Origin of the sequence: Paracoccus pantotrophus, assembly GCF_008824185.1 — a bacterium.
In the GTDB taxonomy this organism is placed as follows: Bacteria; Pseudomonadota; Alphaproteobacteria; order Rhodobacterales; family Rhodobacteraceae; genus Paracoccus; species Paracoccus pantotrophus.
Genome location: NZ_CP044426.1, coordinates 368,030 through 387,520, shown reverse-complemented (window position 1 = coordinate 387,520; position 19,491 = coordinate 368,030). Strand labels below are relative to the sequence as shown.

The window sequence follows — 19,491 nt, the reverse complement described above, 5'->3', positions numbered from 1 at the left end:
TGCCCTTTCCTCAGAACACGAAAAAGACGATCAGCGTCAGCACGGCCAAGACGACCGAGCCCGCGATCAGCGCCTGGCTGGACTTGCGCGCTTCCTCGATCTCCAGCCCGTAGCCGGCGTCATAGGCCAGGTGGCGCAGCCCGGCGAGCAGGTGATACCACAGCGCCCACATCGAGCCGGTCAGGATGATGAAGCCGAGCCAGGACCGCACCACCCAGTCGGCCACCGCGAAGGCGCCGGGCGAGGTGACAGCGGCAACGAGCCACCAGGTGATCAGCACGATCCCTGCGACCAGGGCGTGGCCGGTGATGCGGGTCATGATCGAAGTGATTGCGGCAAGTGGCAGGCGATAGACCTGCAGATGCGGTGACAGTGGCCGGTTGCCCCGGTTGACGTCAGCCATGATGCGCTCTCCTGCGTTCAGGCCCCGCACGCGACGGCTGGCGGCGAGGGCTGGCCGAAATTGGGTTTGCTTTTAGCCGTCTTGTCGCATCTGTCACGGGTGGATGCCAGACGTAAGACGGATAAGCGACAGATTTTCCGAGTTTGTGATCACGCAAACGCCGGCTGTGATCACGGGCGGGCTCCGGCCGGTTCGAATGATTGCGGTATCAGGGCGGACTCGCCGGTTTTCCCCGGATAACCGAGGGATTTGGTCATGTTCAACCCCGGCGCAGCCGCGATTCGCGGGCCGGCCGCGCCGGGGCGCAAGGCGGTCATTTCGGCATCAGGGCCCAGTAATCCAGGTCCAGCAGCACCTGCGGGGCATATTTTCCGTCCTCGCCGCGCAGGGCGTGATCACCGGCCGCGCCCTTGTGCGCCACCAGCCGCAGCCGGATCGCGCCGACGCCCGGCGCATGGGTGTCGGCCTTGTCCAGCACCTCGGACCAAGCGCGGATCGTGTCGCCGGCAAAGCAGGGGTTGGCATGGGCCCCGCCGTTCAGCGCCACGATCATCTGCGCATTGGCCAGCCCGTTGAAGCTGAGCGCGCGGGCCATGCTGATGACATGGCCGCCATAGATCAGCCGCCGGCCGTCCTCGCGGAAGGTGGCGTCGAAATGCACCTTGGCGGTGTTCTGCCACAGCCGGGTGGCCAGCATGTGCTCGGCCTCCTCGACGGTGACGCCGTCGACATGGTCGATGACCTCGCCGACCTCATAGTCGCCCCAGCGGTGCGGCTCGCCGGCCAGGCCGAAATCGTATTGCGCGAAATCCAGCCCCTCGGGCAGCACCAGGTCGGCGGGCGCCACCGATTTCGCCAGCTCCGGCACCACCGGCTCGGGCGCCGGCGCCGCGTCGTCGCCCTTGCGCACCATGACCCAGCGCACATAATCCAGCACCACCTCGTCCAGCTGGTTCAGCCCGCGGGTGCGGACCCAGACCACGCCGGACTTGCCGTTCGAGTTCTCCCTGAGCCCGATCACCTCGGATTCGGCGCGCAGCGTGTCGCCCGGCCAGACCGGCTTCAGCCAGCGCCCCTCGGCATAGCCCAGGTTCGCCACCGCGTTCAGGCTGATGTCGGGAACCGACTTGCCGAAGACGATGTGAAAGGCGATCAGGTCGTCCAGCGGGCTGCCCTCCAGCCCCGAGGCCGCCGCGAACTCGTCCGAGGAATAAAGTGCGTGCCGCGCCGGGTAGAGCGCGTGGTAAAGCGCACGCTCGCCCTCGGCCACGGTGCGCGGCACGGCGTGGCGGATCACCTGGCCGACGCGGTAATCCTCGAAGAAGCGGCCGGGATTGGTCTTGCTCATAGTGGTTCCCTATTGATGGCCCAGTTTCATGTCCGGGTGGTAATCGGCCTCGATCTCCTTGGTGACGGCCTGGGCGCAGCGCATCACGCCGCGCGCCGCGTCGAAGGCATAGGCGGGGTCGCCATGCAGCGCCCAGCCTTTCGACAGCGCCTCGCTGACCTTGTGGCAGAAGGCCGAGGTGTCGTCCTCGGTCAGCAGGCGATAGATCTTGGGCATGTCAGCCTCCAAAGGGGTTGTAGCCCAGCCAGGCGTGGATCAGCGCCACGACCCCGAACAGCACGACGGCGCCGACCGCGGCCATCGCCTCCTTGCGGACCGGGAAGGGCCCGGCGGGCGGGGTCCAGCCCGGCTCGGCGCGGTTGATGACCGCCATTTCGGCCAGCGCCCAAAGCAGCAGCCCGCCGAACAGCACGAAGCTGGGCAGGTCGCCATTCGGCAAGAGATGCGCAAAGGCCCAGAGCGCAAAGCCGGTCAGCTGCGGGTGGCGAAGATGCCGGGCCAGGCGGGTCTTCATGCCGGCAACGGCGAAAAGGTAGAAGGCCAGCAGCACCAGCAGGTTGTTGACGCCCTTCAGGGCGGCCGTCGCGCCCCACCAATAGGGGCCGTCCGCCATGCGATAGCCGATCACCATCAGCACCACCGAGACCGCCAGCGCCCCCGCCACGCCGCCCCGGCCCAGCCGGTCGCGCAGCCCCGGTGCCAGCCGCTTGAGAAGATGCGCCGCCCACCACAACGCCACGCCAAGGATCAGGATGAACATCTGGCTTTGTCCTTTTGCTGGATGTTAACGGCGCTTACTTTGCCATCACCCCGCCAGCTCGGCAATCGCCGCGGCCTTGGCCAGGGTGGCACGGGCGGTCTCGACATGCAGGTTCTCGACGATCCGGCCGTCCACCACCGCGACGCCCTTGCCCTGGGCCTGCGCCTCGTCGAAGGCCTCGATCTGGCGGCGGGCCAGATCGACCTCGGCCTCGGACGGTGCAAAGACCTCGTTGGCGATGGCCAATTGCGCCGGGTGGATCAGGGTCTTGCCGTCGAAGCCCATGTCGCGGCCCTGCTCGCATTCGGCACGCAAGCCCTCCTCGTCCTTGAAGGCGTTGAAGACGCCGTCCACGATCACCCGGCCATGCGCCCGCGCCGCCAAGAGGCACAGGCCCAGCCCGGCCATCATCGGCAGCCGGTCGGCGCGGAAGCGGCTGTTCAGCTCCTTGGCCAGGTCGTTGGTGCCCATGACCATGCCCTGCAGGCGCGGATGGGCGGCGATCTCGGCGGCGTTCAGCATGCCCTCGGCCGTCTCCATCATCGCCCAGAGCGGCGTGTCGGGCACCAGCGCCGCCACGCGGTCCAGGTCGGCACCGCGGCTGACCTTGGGCACCAGCACCGCATGGGCGCCAGAGGCAAAGGCGCGGGCATCGCCCTCGCCCCATTCGGTGTCCATGCCGTTGATGCGCACGATCCGCACCCGGCCGCCGTAATCGGCCTGCAACGCCTTGGCCAGCAAGTCCCGCGCCGCCACCTTTTCCGCCGGCGCCACCGCGTCCTCGAGGTCGAAGATGATCGCATCGGCGGTCAGCGCCTGGGCCTTTTCCATGGCCCGCGCATTGGCGGCCGGAATATAGAGGACGGAACGATAGGGACGGGTCATCGGGGCCTCGCGTAATAATCTTGCGCGAACCTGCCCGGAAAAGAAGCGAATCGCAAGCGCCGATTTGCCGCACTGCGGCGTCAAATCCCGTCCCAGATCAGCTTGGCCGAAACCAGCATCAGCGCCCAGGTGATGAAGCCATAGAAGATTCGCTGCGACATCCGCCGCACCAGCCACAGCCCGGCCAGAACGCCCAGCACGCCTGGCACCATCAGCACGGCGGCCACCGACAGGTTATGCGCGGAAAGCTGGCCCAGCAGGGCATAGGGAATCAGCTTCACCGCATTGCAGATGGCGAAGAAGATCGTCGTGGTGCCGGCATAGGTCATCGGCGTCATGCGCAGCGGCTGGGCATAGACCTGATAGGGCGCCGCCCCGGAATGCGACACGAAGCTGGTATAGCCCGAGATCGTGCCCCAGAAGCTGCCCGCCCCCCAGCGCGGCGGCCGGGCGCTGGCGCCGATCCGGCTGCGCAGCAGCGCGTTCAGCGCGAAAGCCATGCCGATCACGCCCACGATCAGCCCGACCTGGGCGTCATCGACGTGATGGGCGGTAGCCCAGCCCAGGGCGATGCCGGTGATCGCCCCCGGCACCAGCGTCCGCAGCACCCGCGGATCGAAATCGCGGCGAAAGGCGATCAGCCCGCCAATGTCCGAGACGATATAGACCGGCAGCAGGATGCCCGCTGCCTGCACCGGCGACATCACCAGCGCCAGCAGCGGCACCGATATGGTGCCGACCATGGACAGCCCTCCCTTGGCCAGTCCGATCGAAAAGGCGGCGATCACCGCCAGCACCCAGCCCAGCATCTCCATCGGCGCGCTCCGTTGTCACCGCCCCCGGACTAATCCAGCGGCCGGACGGCGGCAATGCGGGGCGGCATTGTCCCGTTAGCGGTTGACATCGGCCGATTTCGCGTCCGACCCGCAGCCAAGGCTTGCGATTCTCATCCCGAGGGACTAGGCCACCGCGCGAACCATCATGGAAATCGGAGGTTAACATGGCCCGACCCAAGATCGCACTCATCGGTGCGGGACAGATCGGCGGCACGCTGGCGCATCTGGCCGCGATGAAGGAACTGGGCGACGTCGTCCTGTTCGACATCGCCGAGGGCACGCCCCAGGGCAAGGCGCTGGACATCGCGCAATCGGGCCCGTCCGAGGGTTTCGACGCCGTCATGAAGGGCGCCAACGATTACGCCGACATCGCCGGCGCCGATGTCTGCATCGTCACCGCCGGCGTGCCCCGCAAGCCGGGCATGAGCCGCGACGACCTGCTGGGCATCAACCTCAAGGTCATGAAATCGGTGGGCGAGGGCATCAAGCAGCACGCCCCGAACGCCTTCGTGATCTGCATCACCAACCCGCTGGACGCGATGGTCTGGGCGCTGCGCGAGTTCTCGGGCCTGCCGCATGAAAAGGTCGTCGGCATGGCCGGCGTGCTTGATTCGGCACGCTTCCGCCACTTCCTGTCGCTGGAATTCGGCGTCTCGATGCGCGACGTGACCGCCTTCGTGCTGGGCGGCCATGGCGACACCATGGTGCCGCTGACCCGCTATTCCACCGTCGCCGGCATCCCGCTGCCCGACCTGGTCAAGATGGGCTGGACCACCCAGGACAAGCTGGACGCCATCGTGCAGCGCACCCGCGACGGCGGCGCCGAGATCGTCGGCCTGCTGAAGACCGGCTCGGCCTTCTACGCACCGGCCACCTCGGCCATCGAGATGGCGGAAGCCTATCTCAAGGACCAGAAGCGCGTGCTGCCCTGCGCAGCCTATGTGAAGGGCGCCTACGGCCTGGACGGGCTTTATGTCGGCGTGCCGACCGTGATCGGCGCCGGCGGCATCGAGCGCGTCATCGACATCACCCTGGACAAGGACGAACAGGCGATGTTCGACAAGTCCGTGGATGCGGTCAAAGGGCTGGTCGCGGCCTGCAAGGGCATCGACGCCAGCCTGGCCTGATCGGCAAGGTCGCGCGAAACGAAAGGCCCCGCCGGCAACGGCGGGGCCTCTCTATTGGGGCATGTCTGTCAAGAACTCTGATGCTCAGGGTCCGCCTTGCGCGATTCAGCGGGACGAAGCGGTCATTCGCTCGATTGCAGAGCCATGAATCTTTTTATGCCGGGCGGCAAGGCCGGGCCGCCCGGGCGCGCGGGTCCAATCGGCCCTGGCCGCGTTGCTGCTGACGCACCGCTACATCCGCGTCGATCCCGACACGTCGCTCTTCACGATGTTCGAACTGCCACGCAACCGCTGGCAAGGGGTCACGGGCTATGCGTCCTACAACCGCGCCAAGCCGGATTACCGACATATCGACAAGCAGAGGGTGGGCAAACTGCGCTGGAAACGAAAATAGCGGCCGGGGTGATCCGACCGCCGCACCTTCGACTTACTAGGACCAATCACCAGTCAGTCGTCTCCGGCAGCAGCAAATATAGGGCTGAATACAGGGTTTTTCAATGACAGGGATCAGCATCAACGTCCAGCTCGACGCGACCGAGGCACAGGACCGGCTGCACCAGTTGGTGAAGCTCATGGATTAGCGCCGTCCGTTCATCGCCGCCGTGGGCGAACAGCGAACAGCTGGTTCTTTCGGCTGGCCGCAACTTCAAGGCTCAGTCGGCGCCCGACGGTACGCCCTGGAAGCCGCTGGCGCCCGCGACCATCAAGGCGCGCGCCGGGCCGCCCACGCGCGCGGGTCCAATCGTCCAGCCCAGGCCCGCGGCATGGGATGATTCGATCCGTCGCACGACCCCGGCCGACCAGCCGCGGAACCACGCCCCACACCCCCTGCAAGCAGCGGATCCCCAAGGCGCCCAGGCCCTTGGCGCAGATTTGCGATCACAGCTCCGAAACCTGTGATCACAAAAGGCGGATTCCCGCGTGTTTTACGGATTTCGCCGATCATAGTGCTTTGGGCCGTGCGTGGAATGTGCCACAAGCCCCGCCAACCGACAACTGCGGGGGAAGACGATGAACATCCATGAATACCAGGCCAAGGCGTTGCTGCGCCAATACGGCGCGCCGGTCTCGGACGGGCGGGTGGTGATGAAGGCCGACGAGGCCAAGGCGGCGGCGGGGGAACTCGACGGGCCGCTCTGGGTCGTCAAGGCCCAGATCCATGCCGGCGGTCGTGGCAAGGGTCACTTCAAGGAAAAGGAAGCCGGTGAGAAGGGCGGCGTCCGCCTGGCCAAATCGGTGGAAGAGGCCGAGGAACTGACCCGCCAGATGCTGGGCCGCACCCTCGTCACCCACCAGACGGGCGAGACCGGCAAGCAGGTCAACCGCATCTATATCGAGGACGGCAGCGACATCGAGCGCGAGCTGTACCTGGCGCTGCTGGTCGATCGCGGCACCTCGCGCATCAGCTTCGTCGCCTCGACCGAGGGCGGCATGGACATCGAGGAAGTCGCCGCCTCGACCCCGGAAAAGATCGTCAGCTTCAGCGTCGATCCGGCCTCGGGGCTTTCGGATTTCCACGGCCGCCGCGTGGCCTTCGCCCTGGGCCTGACGGGCGCGCAGGTCAAGCAATGCGTGGCGCTGGTCAAGAACCTGTATCGCATGTTCATCGAGAAGGACATGGAGATGCTGGAGATCAACCCGCTGATCGTGATGAAGGACGGCAACCTCAAATGCCTCGACGCGAAGATGGGCTTCGACAATAACGCCCTCTATCGCCAGCCCGACGTGCTGGCGCTGCGCGACGAGACCGAGGAAGACCCCAAGGAACTGGCGGCGTCGAAATTCGACCTGAACTACATCGCGCTGGACGGCGAGATCGGCTGCATGGTCAACGGCGCCGGCCTGGCGATGGCGACGATGGACATCATCAAGCTGTTCGGCGCCGAGCCCGCGAACTTCCTGGACGTCGGCGGCGGCGCCACCAAGGAGAAGGTGACCGAGGCGTTCAAGATCATCACCTCGGACCCGAACGTCAAAGGCATCCTGGTCAACATCTTCGGCGGCATCATGCGCTGCGACATCATCGCGGAAGGCATCATCGCCGCGGTGAAGGAAGTCGGGCTGCAAGTCCCGCTGGTGGTGCGCCTGGAAGGCACCAATGTCGAGCTGGGCAAGCAGATCATCGGCGAATCGGGCCTGAACGTGATCGCGGCGGACGACCTGTCGGACGCGGCGCAGAAGATCGTGAAGGCGGTGAAGGGCTGACCACCATGGCCAAGGCGGTGGAAGGCAAAGCTGTCGAGATTACGGCTGGAAACGTGGATAACAATCATATCCCGGTCAGCCCAATCAGAGATTTGTTCCCCGCCGACTCGTTCGGCGGAGGAAACAAGTCGGAGGCAGGAAAGCCGATCACCGTCGAGCTCCATACGGTCGGCTCGTTCGAAACTGATATTGCAACGGGCAAATGGATTCTTCGCATCAGGGCAAAGGATGCCATTGGGACGTTCTATAAAAATATCAACGCGAAAGACGGAACGCGGCTCTTCTTCGAGAAGATCGGCCCGCGCGACTTTCGTGTTTCCGTAATCGCTTAAGGAGAGGCTAATGGCCGTTCTCGTCAACAAAGACACCAAAGTCATCTGCCAGGGGATCACCGGATCCCAGGGCACCTTCCACACCGAACAGGCGATCGCTTACGGCACGCAGATGGTCGGCGGCGTGACCCCCGGCAAGGGCGGCACGACGCATCTGGACCTGCCGGTCTTCAACTCGGTCCACGAGGCCGTGGCAAAAACCGGCGCCAATGCGACCGTGATCTATGTCCCGCCGCCCTTCGCGGCCGATTCGATCCTGGAAGCCATCGATGCCGAGATCCCGCTGATCGTCGCCATCACCGAGGGTATCCCGGTGCTCGACATGATGAAGGTCAAGCGCGCGCTGGAAGGCAGCAAGTCGCAGCTGATCGGCCCGAACTGCCCCGGCATCCTGACGCCGGGCGAGTGCAAGATCGGCATCATGCCGGGCTCGATCTTCTCGCGCGGATCGGTGGGCGTCGTGTCGCGCTCGGGCACGCTGACCTATGAGGCGGTCAAGCAGACCACCGATGTCGGCCTGGGCCAGTCCACCGCTGTCGGCATCGGCGGCGACCCGATCAAGGGCATGGAGCATATCGACGTGCTGCGCATGTTCCTGGACGACCCGGAAACCGAGTCGATCATCATGATCGGCGAGATCGGCGGTTCGGCCGAGGAAGAGGCGGCCGAGTTCCTGGCCGAGCAGAAGCGCAAGGGCAAGTGGAAGCCGACCGCCGGCTTCATCGCCGGGCGCACCGCGCCGAAGGGCCGCCGCATGGGCCATGCCGGCGCCATCGTCTCGGGCGGCAAGGGCGACGCGGAATCGAAGATCGAGGCCATGAAATCGGCCGGCATCGTCGTCGCCGACAGCCCCGCGGGTCTGGGCGAGGCGGTGCTGAAAGCACTCGGCCGGTAACAATGCCGCAAGGCTTTTGACTTGGGCGCGGCCCCTGCCTACCTTTACCGGGGGCCGCGCCAGACCTTACCAGCAGGTGCCAGATTGGACCGCCGTCGTCGCCAGATCGTCGCCAGAACCGCCGGGACAGCGCCCTGCCCGGCCCGCGGCCCTGCCCTGCCAAGCCGGGGCGCGGCATGATCCCGCAGCCCCCTCCGCCGGCGAAACGCCCCGCCTCGTCCGTGGCGGCGCAGGACTGGGCGCTTTGCGTTTCGACCTACCAGCGCGGCAAGCAGCTTTGCGACTGCGTGCGCGCCGCGCTCGCCTCGACCGAGCGGCCGGCCGAAATCGTCATCGTCGATGCCAGCGCCGACTGGGCGCAGAACCGCGAAAGGGTCGAGGCGGTAATCGCCGCGGCCGGCGGCTGTCCGCTGACCTATGTGCCGGCCCGGCGCAAATCGCTGACCGTGCAGCGCAACCAGGCCGTCGCGCTGGCGCGGGCCGACATCCTGTTCATGATCGATGACGACGCCTTGCTGCATCCCGATTGCGCCGGGCGGATCATGGCGCAATACCGCGCCGACACCCAGGGCCGCATCGTGGCGATCTCGGCCCGGAACACCGGCTCGGATGGCGTGACGGGCGGGGGTGAGAGCAAGCGCACCAACCCAGCCGCCAAGCTGGCCGCGGGCCGGTCAGGGCCGGTGCAGCGCAGCATCGACCTTGCCCTGCGCCACCTGCTGATGATTCCGGCCGAGCAGCGTTTCCTGGGCTATGATCGCCCCGAGCGGCGCTGGCAAGGCGATGCCACCCTGCCGCAGGGCTTGCTGCGCGTCGATTTCATCGTCGGCTTCGCCCTGACCCTGCGCCGCCACCTGGCGCTGCGCGAGCCCTTCGACGAAGGGCTGGTCGGCAGTTCCATCGCCGAGGATCTGGATGCCAGCTATCGCTTTGGCCGGCACGGGATGCTGGCCATCGCGCCCGATGCGCTGATCCACCACCTCGAGGCGGCTGCGGGCCGAGACCGGCGCCGGATCAGCGCCATGCTGGCCCTGCTCAACATCGCCTATTTCGTGCGCCGCAATTCCGAACGGCAGGGGCGCGACCTGGCCCGCTATGGGCTGTGGTACCTGCGCATGGCGCTGGCCGAACTGCCCAAGGACATCGCCGGCGCCCGCTGGGATCTGCCGCAGTTCCGCGGCGCCCTGCTGGCCGGCCGCCACCTGCCCGCCTTGCTGCGCCAGCCGCGCGCCGGGCTGCCGGCATGGTATCAGGATCTTCAGACCAGGCTGATCACCGGGACCGCTCCCGGACATGGCCAGAACAATGCGACCGCCCCTGATCCGGGCGCGAACGGATAAGGACTTCCCGGAGGCAAGCCAATGAACGATCAATCCCCAAACTCGGCCTTCCACGATTCGAGCTTCCTGCAAGGCCATAACGCGGCCTATGTCGAGCAGCTTTACGGCCAGTGGGCCCAGAACCCGGCGGCGGTCGACCAGGCGTGGGACGCCTTCTTCCGCAGCCTGGGCGACGAGGAGGCCGTGGTCACCCGCGAGGCCAAGGGCGCCAGCTGGCAACGCGCCGACTGGCCGCCGCTGCCCGCGGACGACACCACCGCGGCGCTGACCGGCGAATGGCCGATGCTGCCCAAGGCCGAGGCCAAGGCGGCTCTGGACAAGATCGCCGCCAAGGCCGGCGAAAAGGGCGTGAACCTGACGGACGAGCAGCTCAAGCGCGCGGTTCTGGACAGCGTCCGCGCCATCATGCTGATCCGCGCCTTCCGCATCCGCGGCCACCTGCATGCCGACCTGGACCCGCTGGGCATGCGCGAGATCCCCGACCATGGCGAGCTGGACCCCAAGACCTATGGCTTCACCGAGGCCGACCTGGACCGGCCGATCTTCATCGACAACGTGCTTGGCCTGCAGATCGCCACGATCCGCCAGATCGTCGACCTGATGAGCCGCACCTATTGCGGCACCTTCGCGCTGCAATTCATGCATATCTCGAACCCCGAGGAAGCCGCCTGGCTCAAGGAGCGGATCGAGGGCTACGGCAAGGAGATCGCCTTCACCCGCGAAGGCCGCCGCGCCATCCTCAACAAGCTGGTCGAGGCCGAGGGCTTCGAGAAGTTCCTGCATGTGAAATACATGGGCACCAAGCGCTTCGGCCTTGACGGCGGCGAGGCGCTGATCCCGGCCATGGAGCAGATCATCAAGCGCGGCGGCGCGCTGGGGGTCAAGGACGTGGTGATCGGCATGCCGCATCGCGGCCGCCTGTCGGTCTTGGCCAATGTGATGGGCAAGCCCTATCGCGCCATCTTCCACGAATTCCAGGGCGGCAGCTACAAGCCCGACGACGTGGACGGCTCGGGCGACGTGAAATATCACCTCGGCGCCTCGTCGGACCGCACCTTCGACGACAACACCGTCCACCTGTCGCTGACCGCGAACCCCTCGCACCTGGAGGCGGTGAACCCGGTGGTGCTGGGCAAGGTGCGCGCCAAGCAGGACCAGCTGTCGGACCAGACCTATCGCACGGCGGTGCTGCCGATCCTGCTGCACGGCGACGCGGCCTTTGCCGGCCAGGGCATCGTCGCGGAATGCTTCCAGCTTTCCGGCATCAAGGGCCACCGCACCGGCGGTTGCATCCATATCGTGGTGAACAACCAGATCGGCTTCACCACCGCGCCGCATTTCAGCCGCACCTCGCCCTATCCGACCGACATCGCGCTGATGGTCGAGGCGCCGATCTTCCACGTCAACGGCGACGACCCCGAGGCCGTGGTCCATGCCGCCAAGGTCGCGACCGAGTTCCGGCAGAAATTCCACAAGGACGTGGTCATCGACATCTTCTGCTATCGCCGCTTCGGTCACAACGAAGGCGACGAGCCGATGTTCACCAACCCGGTGATGTACAAGAAGATCAAGGGCCACAAGACCACGCTGCAACGCTATACCGAGCGACTGGTCGCCGACGGCCTGGTCCCCGAGGGCGAGATCGAGGAGATGAAGGCCGCCTTCCAGGCCCATCTGAACGAGGAGTTCGAGGTCGGCAAGAACTTCAAGCCGAACAAGGCCGACTGGCTGGACGGCAAATGGTCGGGGCTCGAGGCCGAGCATGCCGAGGAGAACCTGGGCCAGACCGCCATCGCGCCCGAGACCATGGCCGAGATCGGCGGCGCGCTGACCCGCGTGCCCGAAGGGTTCGACCTGCACAAGACCGTCGGCCGCCTGCTGGAATCCAAGAAGCAGATGTTCGAGACCGGCAAGGGTTTCGACTGGGCGACCGGCGAGGCGCTGGCCTTCGGCTCGCTGCTGCTGGAAGGGCATCCGGTGCGCCTGGCCGGACAGGACTCGACCCGCGGCACCTTCTCGCAGCGCCATTCGGCCTTCATCGACCAGGCGACCGAGGAACGCTATTACCCGCTCAACCACATCCGCGGCGGGCAGGCGCGCTACGAGGTCATCGACTCGATGCTGTCGGAATATGCGGTGCTGGGCTTCGAATACGGCTATTCTCTGGCCGAGCCGAACAGCCTGGTCATGTGGGAGGCCCAGTTCGGCGATTTTGCCAACGGCGCCCAGATCATGTTCGACCAGTTCATCACCTCGGGCGAAAAGAAATGGCTGCGCATGTCGGGCCTCGTCATGCTGATGCCGCATGGCTACGAGGGCCAAGGCCCGGAACACAGCTCGGCCCGGCTGGAGCGCTGGCTGCAGATGTGCGCCGAGGACAACTGGATCGTGGCGAACTGCACCACGCCGGCGAACTATTTCCACATCCTGCGCCGGCAGCTGAAGCGGCCCTTCCGCAAGCCGCTGGTGCTGATGACGCCGAAATCGTTGCTGCGTCACCCGCTGGCGCTGTCCACGGCGGACGAGTTCCTGGCCGGCTCGACCTTCAACCGCGTGCTGGTGGACGATGCCGACCGCGGCAAGTCCGAGTTCAAGCTGGCCCCGGACGACAAGATCCGCCGGGTGGTGATCTGCTCGGGCAAGGTCTATTACGATCTCTTGCAGGCCCGCGACGCCGCCGGGGCCGAGGATGTCTATATCCTGCGGCTCGAGCAGTTCTATCCCTTCCCGGCCCACAGCATGTCCAAGGAGCTGGAACGCTTCAAGGATGCCGAGATCGTCTGGTGCCAGGAAGAGCCCAAGAACCAGGGCGGCTGGACCTTCGTCGAGCCCAATATCGAATGGGTGCTGTCGCGCATCGGCGCCAAGCATGGCCGTCCGCGCTATGTCGGCCGCCATGCCGCGGCCTCGCCGGCCACCGGGCTTGCCTCGCGCCACAAGGCCGAGCAGGAGGCCCTGGTCCACGAAGCCATCACCATCGGGGCCTGACATGGCAGTGGAACTACGCGTCCCCACGCTTGGGGAATCGGTATCCGAAGCGACGGTGGCCACCTGGTTCAAGAAACCGGGCGACCGCGTCGCCGTGGATGAAATGCTGTGCGAGCTGGAAACCGACAAGGTGACGGTCGAGGTGCCCTCGCCCGTCGCCGGCAAGCTGGCCGAGATCGTCGCGCCCGAAGGCACGGTGGTCGCGCCCAACGCGCTGCTCGCGCAGATCATGGAACAGGGCGATGCCGGCCCGGAAGAAATGTTGCCCAAGGCTGATGCGGGCACGAAGGCTCAGGAAGGACAGAGAAAGATGAGCGGAAAATCCGTCGACGTGATGGTGCCCACCCTGGGCGAAAGCGTGACCGAGGCCACGGTGGCGACCTGGTTCAAGAAGGTCGGCGATGCGGTCGCGCAGGACGAGATGCTGTGCGAGCTTGAGACCGACAAGGTCTCGGTCGAGGTTCCGGCTCCCGCCGCGGGCGTGCTGGCCGAGATCCTCGCCCCGAGGGCGCAACGGTCGAGGCCAGCGCCCGGCTGGCGGTCATCACCGAGGGCGCGACCGCGACCCCCGGGGCCGAGGCCCCTGCTGCTGCCGCAGCCGCCGTGCAATCGCCCGGCGCCGGCCCGGAAACCCCCGCACCGCGCAAGGATGTCGAGGATGCGCCCTCGGCCAAGAAGGCCATGGCCGAGGCCGGCGTCAGCCGCGATGCCGTCACCGGCACCGGCCGCGACGGCCGGGTGATGAAGGAGGACGTGGCCCGCGCGGCTACGGCACCGGCCGCCGCCTCGCCCGCCCCGGCCCCGGCCCAGGCGCCGCGCGCGCCCAGCTCGGCCGATGACGCGGCGCGCGAGGAGCGGGTCAAGATGACCCGCCTGCGCGCCACCATCGCCCGCCGGCTCAAGGACGCGCAGAACACCGCCGCGATGCTGACCACCTATAACGAGGTGGACATGAAGGGCATCATGGACCTGCGCAACACCTACAAGGACCAGTTCGAGAAGAAGCACAAGGTCAAGCTCGGCTTCATGTCCTTCTTCGTGAAGGCCTGCTGCCACGCGCTGAAGGAAGTGCCCGAGGTCAATGCCGAGATCGACGGCGGCGACGTGGTCTACAAGAACTTCGTCCACATGGGCGTGGCGGTGGGCACGCCCAGCGGCCTGGTGGTGCCGGTGGTACGCGATGCCGACCAGAAGAGCTTCGCCCGGATCGAGAAGGAGATCGCCGAGCTGGGCACCCGCGCCCGCGACGGCAAGCTGACCATGGCGGAAATGCAGGGCGGCACCTTCACCATCTCGAACGGCGGCGTCTACGGCTCGCTGATGTCCTCGCCGATCCTGAACCCGCCGCAATCGGGCATCCTGGGCATGCACAAGATCCAGGACCGCCCGGTCGTCGTGGACGGCCAGATCGTCATCCGGCCGATGATGTACCTGGCGCTGAGCTACGACCACCGCATCGTGGACGGCAAGGGCGCCGTGACCTTCCTCGTGCGCGTCAAGGAGGCACTGGAGGATCCGCGCCGCCTGCTGATGGACCTGTGATCCCGGCCTGCCGGGGGCGGCAGGCCCGCCCCCGGCGCGCCCAGGAAGCCGCCGCGCAACTCTTTCCGGCCTGTATCCGTTGACCCGCACCGGGCCGCCTTGCCGCTCATCCCGACGGGAAGCCGGGCCGAAACGGAGGAGTCCCCCATGACCCAGATGATCGCCCATTACACCATCGCCGGTTACGCCGCCTTCAAGGCCGCCTTCGACGCCGATGCCGAGGATCGCGGCAATAACGGCCTGTCGCTGCTGCAGCTGTGGCGCGAGAACGACCAGAGCGCCTGGGCGCTGTTCCAGGTGGGCGACGCGGCGGTGGCCAGGGCCTATCTGGAAGGGGCAGCGGGGGTCTTCAACAGCCAGGCCGGCGTCTCGGCCACCGCCTTCCACCTGGTCGAGACCGCCTGATGGCCGCCGAAACCACCGCCCTGGCGCTGGCCGCGCTGCTGCAAGCCGTGCAGATCGGCCTGGCCGCCGCCTCGATGAACCGCGATGTCGGCGCGAAATGGAACGCCAGCCCGCGCGACAGGCAGCCGGAGTTTTCCGCGCTGACCGGACGGCTGCGCCGCGCTGCGGACAATCATTTCGAGGGACTGATCCTCTTTACCATCGCCGTCGTGCTGGTGGTGCTGTCGGATGCCGGCTCGGCCCTGACCGTGCTTTGCGCCTGGAGCTACCTGCTGGCGCGGCTGCTTTATATTCCCGCCTATGCCTATGGCTGGTCGCCCTGGCGCTCGGTCATCTGGGGGGTGGGGTTCGTCGCCACGCTGGCGATGATCCTGATCGCCTTATTCACCTGAACCGAACGGGCGGCGCCGGCAAGCGCGCCGCGAACTGCAAGGAGACCTGAATGTCCACCTATGACCTGATCGTGATCGGCGCCGGTCCCGGCGGCTATGTCTGCGCGATCCGCGCCGCCCAGCTGGGCCTGAAGGTCGCCTGCGTCGAGGGACGCGAGACGCTGGGCGGCACCTGCCTGAACGTCGGCTGCATCCCCTCCAAGGCGCTGCTGCATGCCAGCCACATGCTGCACGAGACCCACGAGAATTTCGAGAAGATGGGCCTGATGGGCGCCAAGCCCAAGGTCGATTGGGACAAGATGCAGGGCTACAAGGCCGAGACGGTCGCCGGCAATACCAAGGGCATCGAGTTCCTGTTCAAGAAGAACAAGATCGACTGGCTCAAGGGCTGGGCCAGCATCGAAGCGCCCGGCAAGGTCAAGGTCGGCGACACCGTCCACGAGACGAAGAACATCGTCATCGCCACCGGCTCGGAACCGGCCAGCCTGAAGGGGGTCGAGGTCGATAATGCCGCCGGCATCGTCGTCGATTCGACCGGCGCCCTGTCGCTGCCGAAGATCCCCAAGTCGATGGTGGTGATCGGCGCGGGCGTGATCGGGCTGGAACTGGGTTCGGCCTATGCCCGGCTCGGCGCCGAGGTAACGGTGGTCGAGTTCCTGGACGCCATCACCCCCGGCATGGACGCCGAGGTGCAAAAGCAGTTCCAGCGCATCCTGGCGAAACAGGGGCTGAAATTCGTCCTGGGCGCGGCCGTGTCCGAGGTCGAGGTCGAAAAGGGCAAGGCCGAGGTCAAGTACAAGCTGCGCAAGGACGACAGCGAGCATGAGATCAAGGCCGAATGCGTGCTGGTCGCCACCGGCCGCCGCCCCTATGTCGCCGGGCTGGGCCTGGACAAGGTCGGCGTCGCGCTGACCGATCGCGGCTTCGTCCAGATCGACGAACACTGGCAGACCAGCGTCAAGGGCATCTACGCCATCGGCGACGCGGTGCCGGGCCCGATGCTGGCCCACAAGGCCGAGGACGAGGGCATGGCGGTGGCCGAGGTCATCGCCGGCAAGCATGGCCATGTGAATTACGACGTGATCCCCGGCGTGATCTATACCACGCCCGAGGTCGCCTCGGTCGGGCTGACCGAAGAGGCCGCCAAGGAAAGCGGCCGCAAGGTCAAGGTCGGCAAGTTCCCCTTCATGGGCAATGCCCGCGCCAAGGCCCTGTTCCAGGCCGAGGGCTTCGTCAAGATGATCGCCGATGCCGAGACCGATCGGGTGCTGGGCTGCCACATCATCGGCCCGAATGCCGGCGAGATGATCCACGAGGTCTGCGTGGCGATGGAATTCGGCGCCTCGGCCCAGGACATCGCACTGACCTGCCACGCCCATCCGACCTGCTCGGAAGCGGTGCGCGAGGCGGCGCTGGCCTGCGGCGACGGCGCGATCCACGCCTGATCGGCGGATCGCCACCGAAACCGGCACCATGTTGCGGCGGGTTTCCGCCGATGGACCGCCCCTGAACCGGGCGGTCCTGTCTTTTGATTTCCCCGACTCTGGCAGCTGCGGCTAATCCCTTGGTCAATGAAAAGACAAGGGGCAGTCATGAAATCCATCCTCGGACTGTTGGCGCTGGCCGGCACGCTGGCCGTCGGCGCCTGCGGCGACAACCGGGTCGATCCCGACCGCCGCTATCTGGTCGAACCCCGCGCCTCGGCCGCCCAGGTCGCGGCGCTGCATCCGAACGAGACACCGGAACTGCGCCGGCTGATCAACAAATACGCGGCGGAATACGATGTGCCGGTGGACCTGGTGCAGCGCGTCATCATCCGCGAATCGACCCATCGTCCCGGCGCCCGCAACGGCCCCTATTACGGGCTGATGCAGATCCTGCCCGCCACCGCGCGCGGCATGGGCTATCAGGGCCCGCCCGCCGGGCTGCTCGATGCCGAGACGAACCTGAAATACGGCGTCAAATACCTGCGCGGCGCCTATATGGTCGCCGACGGCGACAAGGATGCCGCGGTGAAATGGTATGCCCGCGGCTATTACTACGAGGCCAAGCGCAAGGGCCTGCTGCAAGCCACCGGCCTGCGCTGAGGCGAGGGACAGCGGATCGCGGGGGCGGCCTTCGGGCCGCCCCTTGCCTTACAGGCGCATCACAGCTTGCGATTGTAGCGGATGAAGGGCGACTTCACCGCCATCCGGTCATAGAGCATTCGCCCCGGATAATTGTCCTCGGCCGTCAGCCAATAGACGGCAGGCACGCCGGCGCGGTCGGCCTCGGCATAGACGCCTTCGATCAGGGCGCGGGCGATGCCGCGGCCGCGGGCCTCGGGGGCGGTGAACAGATCCTGCAGATAGCAGACCCCCTCCTCGCGCCACAGGTTCGGGTGAAAGACGTAATGCGTCAGACCCAGCAGCCGGCCCTCCGCCTCGGCCACCAGACCGTGAAAGTCGCGCGGGTTGCGTGCCATCAGCCGGTCGAAGGCGCGGTCGTAGAACGACGGCGGCCGGTCGTCGAAGCCGTAGAAGGCCTGGTAGCCCTCGTAGAGCCGCTGCCAGCCCTTGCGATCCTCGGGGCGAAGCGCGCGGATCATCGCTGCCGCCCTCAGCGTTGGCGGCGGGCCATGAAGGCCAGCCGCTCGAACAGCGCCACGTCCTGCTCGTTCTTCAAGAGCGCGCCATGCAGCTTGGGCAGCATCTCTCCGGCCGGGCGCCGCAGGTCCTCGGGCGCCAGATCTTCGGCCAGGATCAGCTTGAGCCAGTCCAGGAGTTCGCTGGTCGAGGGCTTCTTCTTCAACCCCTGCACCTCGCGCAGCTCCAGGAACTGCGTCAGCGCCTCGTCGAGCAGCCGCGGCTTCAGGCCGGGATAATGCACCTCGACGATGCGCTTCAGCGTCTCTGCATCGGGAAAGCGGATGTAGTGGAAGAAGCAGCGGCGCAGGAAGGCGTCCGGCAGTTCCTTTTCGTTGTTCGAGGTGATGATGACCACCGGCCGGTGCCGGGCCACCACCGTCTCGCTGGTCTCGTAGACATGGAACTCCATGCGGTCGAGTTCCTGCAAGAGGTCGTTCGGAAACTCGATATCGGCCTTGTCGATCTCGTCGATCAGCAGCACGACCTTGCCCGGCGCCTCGAAGGCCTGCCACAGCTTGCCCTTGCGGATGTAGTTCGCGATATCGTGAACCCGCGCCTCGCCCAGCTGGCTGTCGCGCAGCCGCGACACGGCATCGTATTCGTAAAGCCCCTGCTGCGCGCGGGTGGTCGATTTCACGTTCCATTCGATGATGGGCAACTCCAGGCTGGCCGCGACCTGCCGCGCCAGTTCGGTCTTGCCGGTGCCCGGCTCGCCCTTGACCAGCAGCGGGCGTTCCAGCGTGATCGCCGCATTCACGGCCATGGCCAGGTCGGCAGGAGCCACATAGGTTTCGGTCGAGGAAAACTGCATTCGCCTGTCCTTTGCGCAATCTGCGCGACCCTAGCCAGCGCCCGCCCGCTTCGCAAGCCGCAGGCCCGACCTGTCGGAATGGCCTAGTGACAATTGGTCTGCCATACTTTATGCGGGCGCCAAGGATCGGGCATCCAGTCGCCCGGCTCCCGGAGGAACGATGAAAGCCCAGACCTTTCTGCCCGAAGATTATCGCCCCGCCGAAGACGAACCTTTCATGAATGAACGGCAACTCGAATATTTCCGCCGCAAGCTGATCGCATGGAAGCAGGAACTTCTGGACCAATCCGCGGAAACGCTGGAAGGTCTTCAGGACAGCGCCCGCAACGTGCCCGATCTGGCCGACCGCGCCTCCGAGGAAACCGACCGCTCGCTGGAACTGCGCACCCGCGACCGCCAGCGCAAGCTGGTGGCCAAGATCGACGCGGCGCTGCGCCGCATCGAGACCGGCGAATACGGCTATTGCGAGATGACCGGCGAGCCGATCAGCCTCAAGCGGCTGGACGCGCGCCCCATCGCCACCATGACCCTGGAAGCGCAGGAACGCCACGAGCGGCGCGAGCGCGTGCATCGCGACGACTGACCCGCCGGCCCC

The 19,491-nt window shown here is 66.5% G+C and carries 21 protein-coding genes and 1 pseudogene; 14 read left to right on the top strand and 8 right to left on the bottom strand.

The features are described from left to right. Window positions 1-10 precede the first annotated feature (10 nt). The 6 genes from sdhC to ESD82_RS12315 all read right to left on the bottom strand — a co-directional run bounded on the left by sdhC (window position 11) and on the right by ESD82_RS12315 (window position 4,211). Window positions 11-403, bottom strand: a complete 393-nt coding sequence (sdhC, locus tag ESD82_RS12340) for a succinate dehydrogenase, cytochrome b556 subunit (protein WP_024842909.1) — start codon at window positions 401-403, stop codon at window positions 11-13. A 313-nt stretch (window positions 404-716) separates the two neighbouring features. Further along, window positions 717-1,751: a MaoC family dehydratase gene (locus ESD82_RS12335; RefSeq protein WP_147428211.1), complete on the bottom strand. Its 1,035-nt coding sequence runs from the start codon at window positions 1,749-1,751 to the stop codon at window positions 717-719. Window positions 1,752-1,760: 9 nt separating this feature from the next. Then, window positions 1,761-1,967 (bottom strand): DUF1737 domain-containing protein, encoded by a 207-nt coding sequence (locus tag ESD82_RS12330; protein ID WP_147428212.1) that lies wholly within the window; start codon window positions 1,965-1,967, stop codon window positions 1,761-1,763. 1 nt (window position 1,968) lies between these two features. Further along, on the bottom strand, window positions 1,969-2,511 hold the full coding sequence (locus ESD82_RS12325; RefSeq protein ID WP_024842912.1) for an NnrU family protein: 543 nt from the start codon (window positions 2,509-2,511) through the stop codon (window positions 1,969-1,971). Between the two features lie 45 nt (window positions 2,512-2,556). Then, entirely contained in the window at window positions 2,557-3,396 is an 840-nt protein-coding gene (locus ESD82_RS12320; RefSeq protein WP_147428213.1) for an HpcH/HpaI aldolase/citrate lyase family protein, read from the bottom strand. 80 nt (window positions 3,397-3,476) lie between these two features. Further along, on the bottom strand, window positions 3,477-4,211 hold the full coding sequence (locus ESD82_RS12315; protein WP_147428214.1) for a sulfite exporter TauE/SafE family protein: 735 nt from the start codon (window positions 4,209-4,211) through the stop codon (window positions 3,477-3,479). Window positions 4,212-4,396: 185 nt separating this feature from the next. Between ESD82_RS12315 and mdh the strand changes: the two genes are divergently transcribed. The 13 genes and pseudogenes from mdh (at window position 4,397) to ESD82_RS12250 (ending at window position 17,545) form a co-directional block, all read left to right on the top strand. Continuing rightward, window positions 4,397-5,359 carry a malate dehydrogenase gene (gene mdh / locus ESD82_RS12310; protein ID WP_024842915.1) on the top strand — a complete coding sequence of 321 codons (963 nt, stop codon included), beginning with the start codon at window positions 4,397-4,399 and terminating at the stop codon, window positions 5,357-5,359. Window positions 5,360-5,573: 214 nt separating this feature from the next. Continuing rightward, window positions 5,574-5,753 carry a PBECR2 nuclease fold domain-containing protein gene (locus ESD82_RS12305; RefSeq protein ID WP_147428215.1) on the top strand — a complete coding sequence of 60 codons (180 nt, stop codon included), beginning with the start codon at window positions 5,574-5,576 and terminating at the stop codon, window positions 5,751-5,753. A 182-nt stretch (window positions 5,754-5,935) separates the two neighbouring features. Then, entirely contained in the window at window positions 5,936-6,259 is a 324-nt protein-coding gene (locus ESD82_RS22620; RefSeq protein WP_081750455.1) for a phage virion morphogenesis protein, read from the top strand. A gap of 111 nt (window positions 6,260-6,370) precedes the next feature. Then, window positions 6,371-7,564, top strand: a complete 1,194-nt coding sequence (gene sucC, locus ESD82_RS12295; RefSeq protein ID WP_024842917.1) for an ADP-forming succinate--CoA ligase subunit beta — start codon at window positions 6,371-6,373, stop codon at window positions 7,562-7,564. 5 nt (window positions 7,565-7,569) lie between these two features. After that, window positions 7,570-7,896 (top strand): hypothetical protein, encoded by a 327-nt coding sequence (locus tag ESD82_RS12290; RefSeq protein WP_028709910.1) that lies wholly within the window; start codon window positions 7,570-7,572, stop codon window positions 7,894-7,896. Between the two features lie 10 nt (window positions 7,897-7,906). Continuing rightward, on the top strand, window positions 7,907-8,791 hold the full coding sequence (sucD, locus tag ESD82_RS12285; RefSeq protein ID WP_024842919.1) for a succinate--CoA ligase subunit alpha: 885 nt from the start codon (window positions 7,907-7,909) through the stop codon (window positions 8,789-8,791). Window positions 8,792-8,967: 176 nt separating this feature from the next. Continuing rightward, a complete protein-coding gene (locus ESD82_RS12280; protein ID WP_024842920.1) occupies window positions 8,968-10,131 on the top strand; it encodes a glycosyltransferase family 2 protein in 1,164 nt (387 codons plus the stop codon). A gap of 21 nt (window positions 10,132-10,152) precedes the next feature. After that, window positions 10,153-13,119 (top strand): 2-oxoglutarate dehydrogenase E1 component, encoded by a 2,967-nt coding sequence (locus tag ESD82_RS12275; RefSeq protein WP_024842921.1) that lies wholly within the window; start codon window positions 10,153-10,155, stop codon window positions 13,117-13,119. A 1-nt stretch (window position 13,120) separates the two neighbouring features. Then, window positions 13,121-14,661, top strand: a pseudogene (gene odhB, locus ESD82_RS12270) (2-oxoglutarate dehydrogenase complex dihydrolipoyllysine-residue succinyltransferase). A gap of 147 nt (window positions 14,662-14,808) precedes the next feature. Beyond that, on the top strand, window positions 14,809-15,066 hold the full coding sequence (locus ESD82_RS12265) for a hypothetical protein (RefSeq protein WP_147428217.1): 258 nt from the start codon (window positions 14,809-14,811) through the stop codon (window positions 15,064-15,066). Then, complete coding sequence (locus ESD82_RS12260) at window positions 15,066-15,458, top strand: MAPEG family protein (protein ID WP_024842924.1); 393 nt, start codon at window positions 15,066-15,068, stop codon at window positions 15,456-15,458. Before ESD82_RS12265 ends, ESD82_RS12260 begins: the two co-directional genes overlap by 1 nt. Before the next feature lie 50 nt (window positions 15,459-15,508). Further along, window positions 15,509-16,903 carry a dihydrolipoyl dehydrogenase gene (gene lpdA / locus ESD82_RS12255; RefSeq protein WP_024842925.1) on the top strand — a complete coding sequence of 465 codons (1,395 nt, stop codon included), beginning with the start codon at window positions 15,509-15,511 and terminating at the stop codon, window positions 16,901-16,903. Between the two features lie 147 nt (window positions 16,904-17,050). Further along, the gene (locus ESD82_RS12250; RefSeq protein WP_024842926.1) at window positions 17,051-17,545 is read left to right on the top strand and encodes a lytic transglycosylase domain-containing protein; all 495 of its coding nucleotides are present in this window, start codon (window positions 17,051-17,053) and stop codon (window positions 17,543-17,545) included. 59 nt (window positions 17,546-17,604) lie between these two features. On the opposite strand, the gene ESD82_RS12245 is transcribed toward ESD82_RS12250, so the two are convergent. Both ESD82_RS12245 and ESD82_RS12240 read right to left on the bottom strand, forming a co-directional pair. Continuing rightward, a complete protein-coding gene (locus ESD82_RS12245) occupies window positions 17,605-18,045 on the bottom strand; it encodes a GNAT family N-acetyltransferase (protein WP_024842927.1) in 441 nt (146 codons plus the stop codon). A gap of 11 nt (window positions 18,046-18,056) precedes the next feature. Continuing rightward, a complete protein-coding gene (locus ESD82_RS12240; protein WP_024842928.1) occupies window positions 18,057-18,896 on the bottom strand; it encodes an AAA family ATPase in 840 nt (279 codons plus the stop codon). Between the two features lie 160 nt (window positions 18,897-19,056). Between ESD82_RS12240 and dksA the strand changes: the two genes are divergently transcribed. After that, a complete protein-coding gene (gene dksA / locus ESD82_RS12235) occupies window positions 19,057-19,479 on the top strand; it encodes an RNA polymerase-binding protein DksA (protein WP_024842929.1) in 423 nt (140 codons plus the stop codon). The last annotated feature ends 12 nt before the right edge of the window (window positions 19,480-19,491 follow it).

What these genes read in the sequence shown, in the direction of transcription:
- sdhC (WP_024842909.1), bottom strand. Translation starts at nt 403, where the DNA reads ATGGCTGACGTCAACCGGGGCAACCGGCCACTGTCACCGCATCTGCAG.
- ESD82_RS12335 (WP_147428211.1), bottom strand. Translation starts at nt 1,751, where the DNA reads ATGAGCAAGACCAATCCCGGCCGCTTCTTCGAGGATTACCGCGTCGGC.
- ESD82_RS12330 (WP_147428212.1), bottom strand. Translation starts at nt 1,967, where the DNA reads ATGCCCAAGATCTATCGCCTGCTGACCGAGGACGACACCTCGGCCTTC.
- ESD82_RS12325 (WP_024842912.1), bottom strand. Translation starts at nt 2,511, where the DNA reads ATGTTCATCCTGATCCTTGGCGTGGCGTTGTGGTGGGCGGCGCATCTT.
- ESD82_RS12320 (WP_147428213.1), bottom strand. Translation starts at nt 3,396, where the DNA reads ATGACCCGTCCCTATCGTTCCGTCCTCTATATTCCGGCCGCCAATGCG.
- ESD82_RS12315 (WP_147428214.1), bottom strand. Translation starts at nt 4,211, where the DNA reads ATGGAGATGCTGGGCTGGGTGCTGGCGGTGATCGCCGCCTTTTCGATC.
- mdh (WP_024842915.1), top strand. Translation starts at nt 4,397, where the DNA reads ATGGCCCGACCCAAGATCGCACTCATCGGTGCGGGACAGATCGGCGGC.
- sucC (WP_024842917.1), top strand. Translation starts at nt 6,371, where the DNA reads ATGAACATCCATGAATACCAGGCCAAGGCGTTGCTGCGCCAATACGGC.
- ESD82_RS12290 (WP_028709910.1), top strand. Translation starts at nt 7,570, where the DNA reads ATGGCCAAGGCGGTGGAAGGCAAAGCTGTCGAGATTACGGCTGGAAAC.
- sucD (WP_024842919.1), top strand. Translation starts at nt 7,907, where the DNA reads ATGGCCGTTCTCGTCAACAAAGACACCAAAGTCATCTGCCAGGGGATC.
- ESD82_RS12280 (WP_024842920.1), top strand. Translation starts at nt 8,968, where the DNA reads ATGATCCCGCAGCCCCCTCCGCCGGCGAAACGCCCCGCCTCGTCCGTG.
- ESD82_RS12275 (WP_024842921.1), top strand. Translation starts at nt 10,153, where the DNA reads ATGAACGATCAATCCCCAAACTCGGCCTTCCACGATTCGAGCTTCCTG.
- ESD82_RS12265 (WP_147428217.1), top strand. Translation starts at nt 14,809, where the DNA reads ATGACCCAGATGATCGCCCATTACACCATCGCCGGTTACGCCGCCTTC.
- ESD82_RS12260 (WP_024842924.1), top strand. Translation starts at nt 15,066, where the DNA reads ATGGCCGCCGAAACCACCGCCCTGGCGCTGGCCGCGCTGCTGCAAGCC.
- lpdA (WP_024842925.1), top strand. Translation starts at nt 15,509, where the DNA reads ATGTCCACCTATGACCTGATCGTGATCGGCGCCGGTCCCGGCGGCTAT.
- ESD82_RS12250 (WP_024842926.1), top strand. Translation starts at nt 17,051, where the DNA reads ATGAAATCCATCCTCGGACTGTTGGCGCTGGCCGGCACGCTGGCCGTC.
- ESD82_RS12245 (WP_024842927.1), bottom strand. Translation starts at nt 18,045, where the DNA reads ATGATCCGCGCGCTTCGCCCCGAGGATCGCAAGGGCTGGCAGCGGCTC.
- ESD82_RS12240 (WP_024842928.1), bottom strand. Translation starts at nt 18,896, where the DNA reads ATGCAGTTTTCCTCGACCGAAACCTATGTGGCTCCTGCCGACCTGGCC.
- dksA (WP_024842929.1), top strand. Translation starts at nt 19,057, where the DNA reads ATGAAAGCCCAGACCTTTCTGCCCGAAGATTATCGCCCCGCCGAAGAC.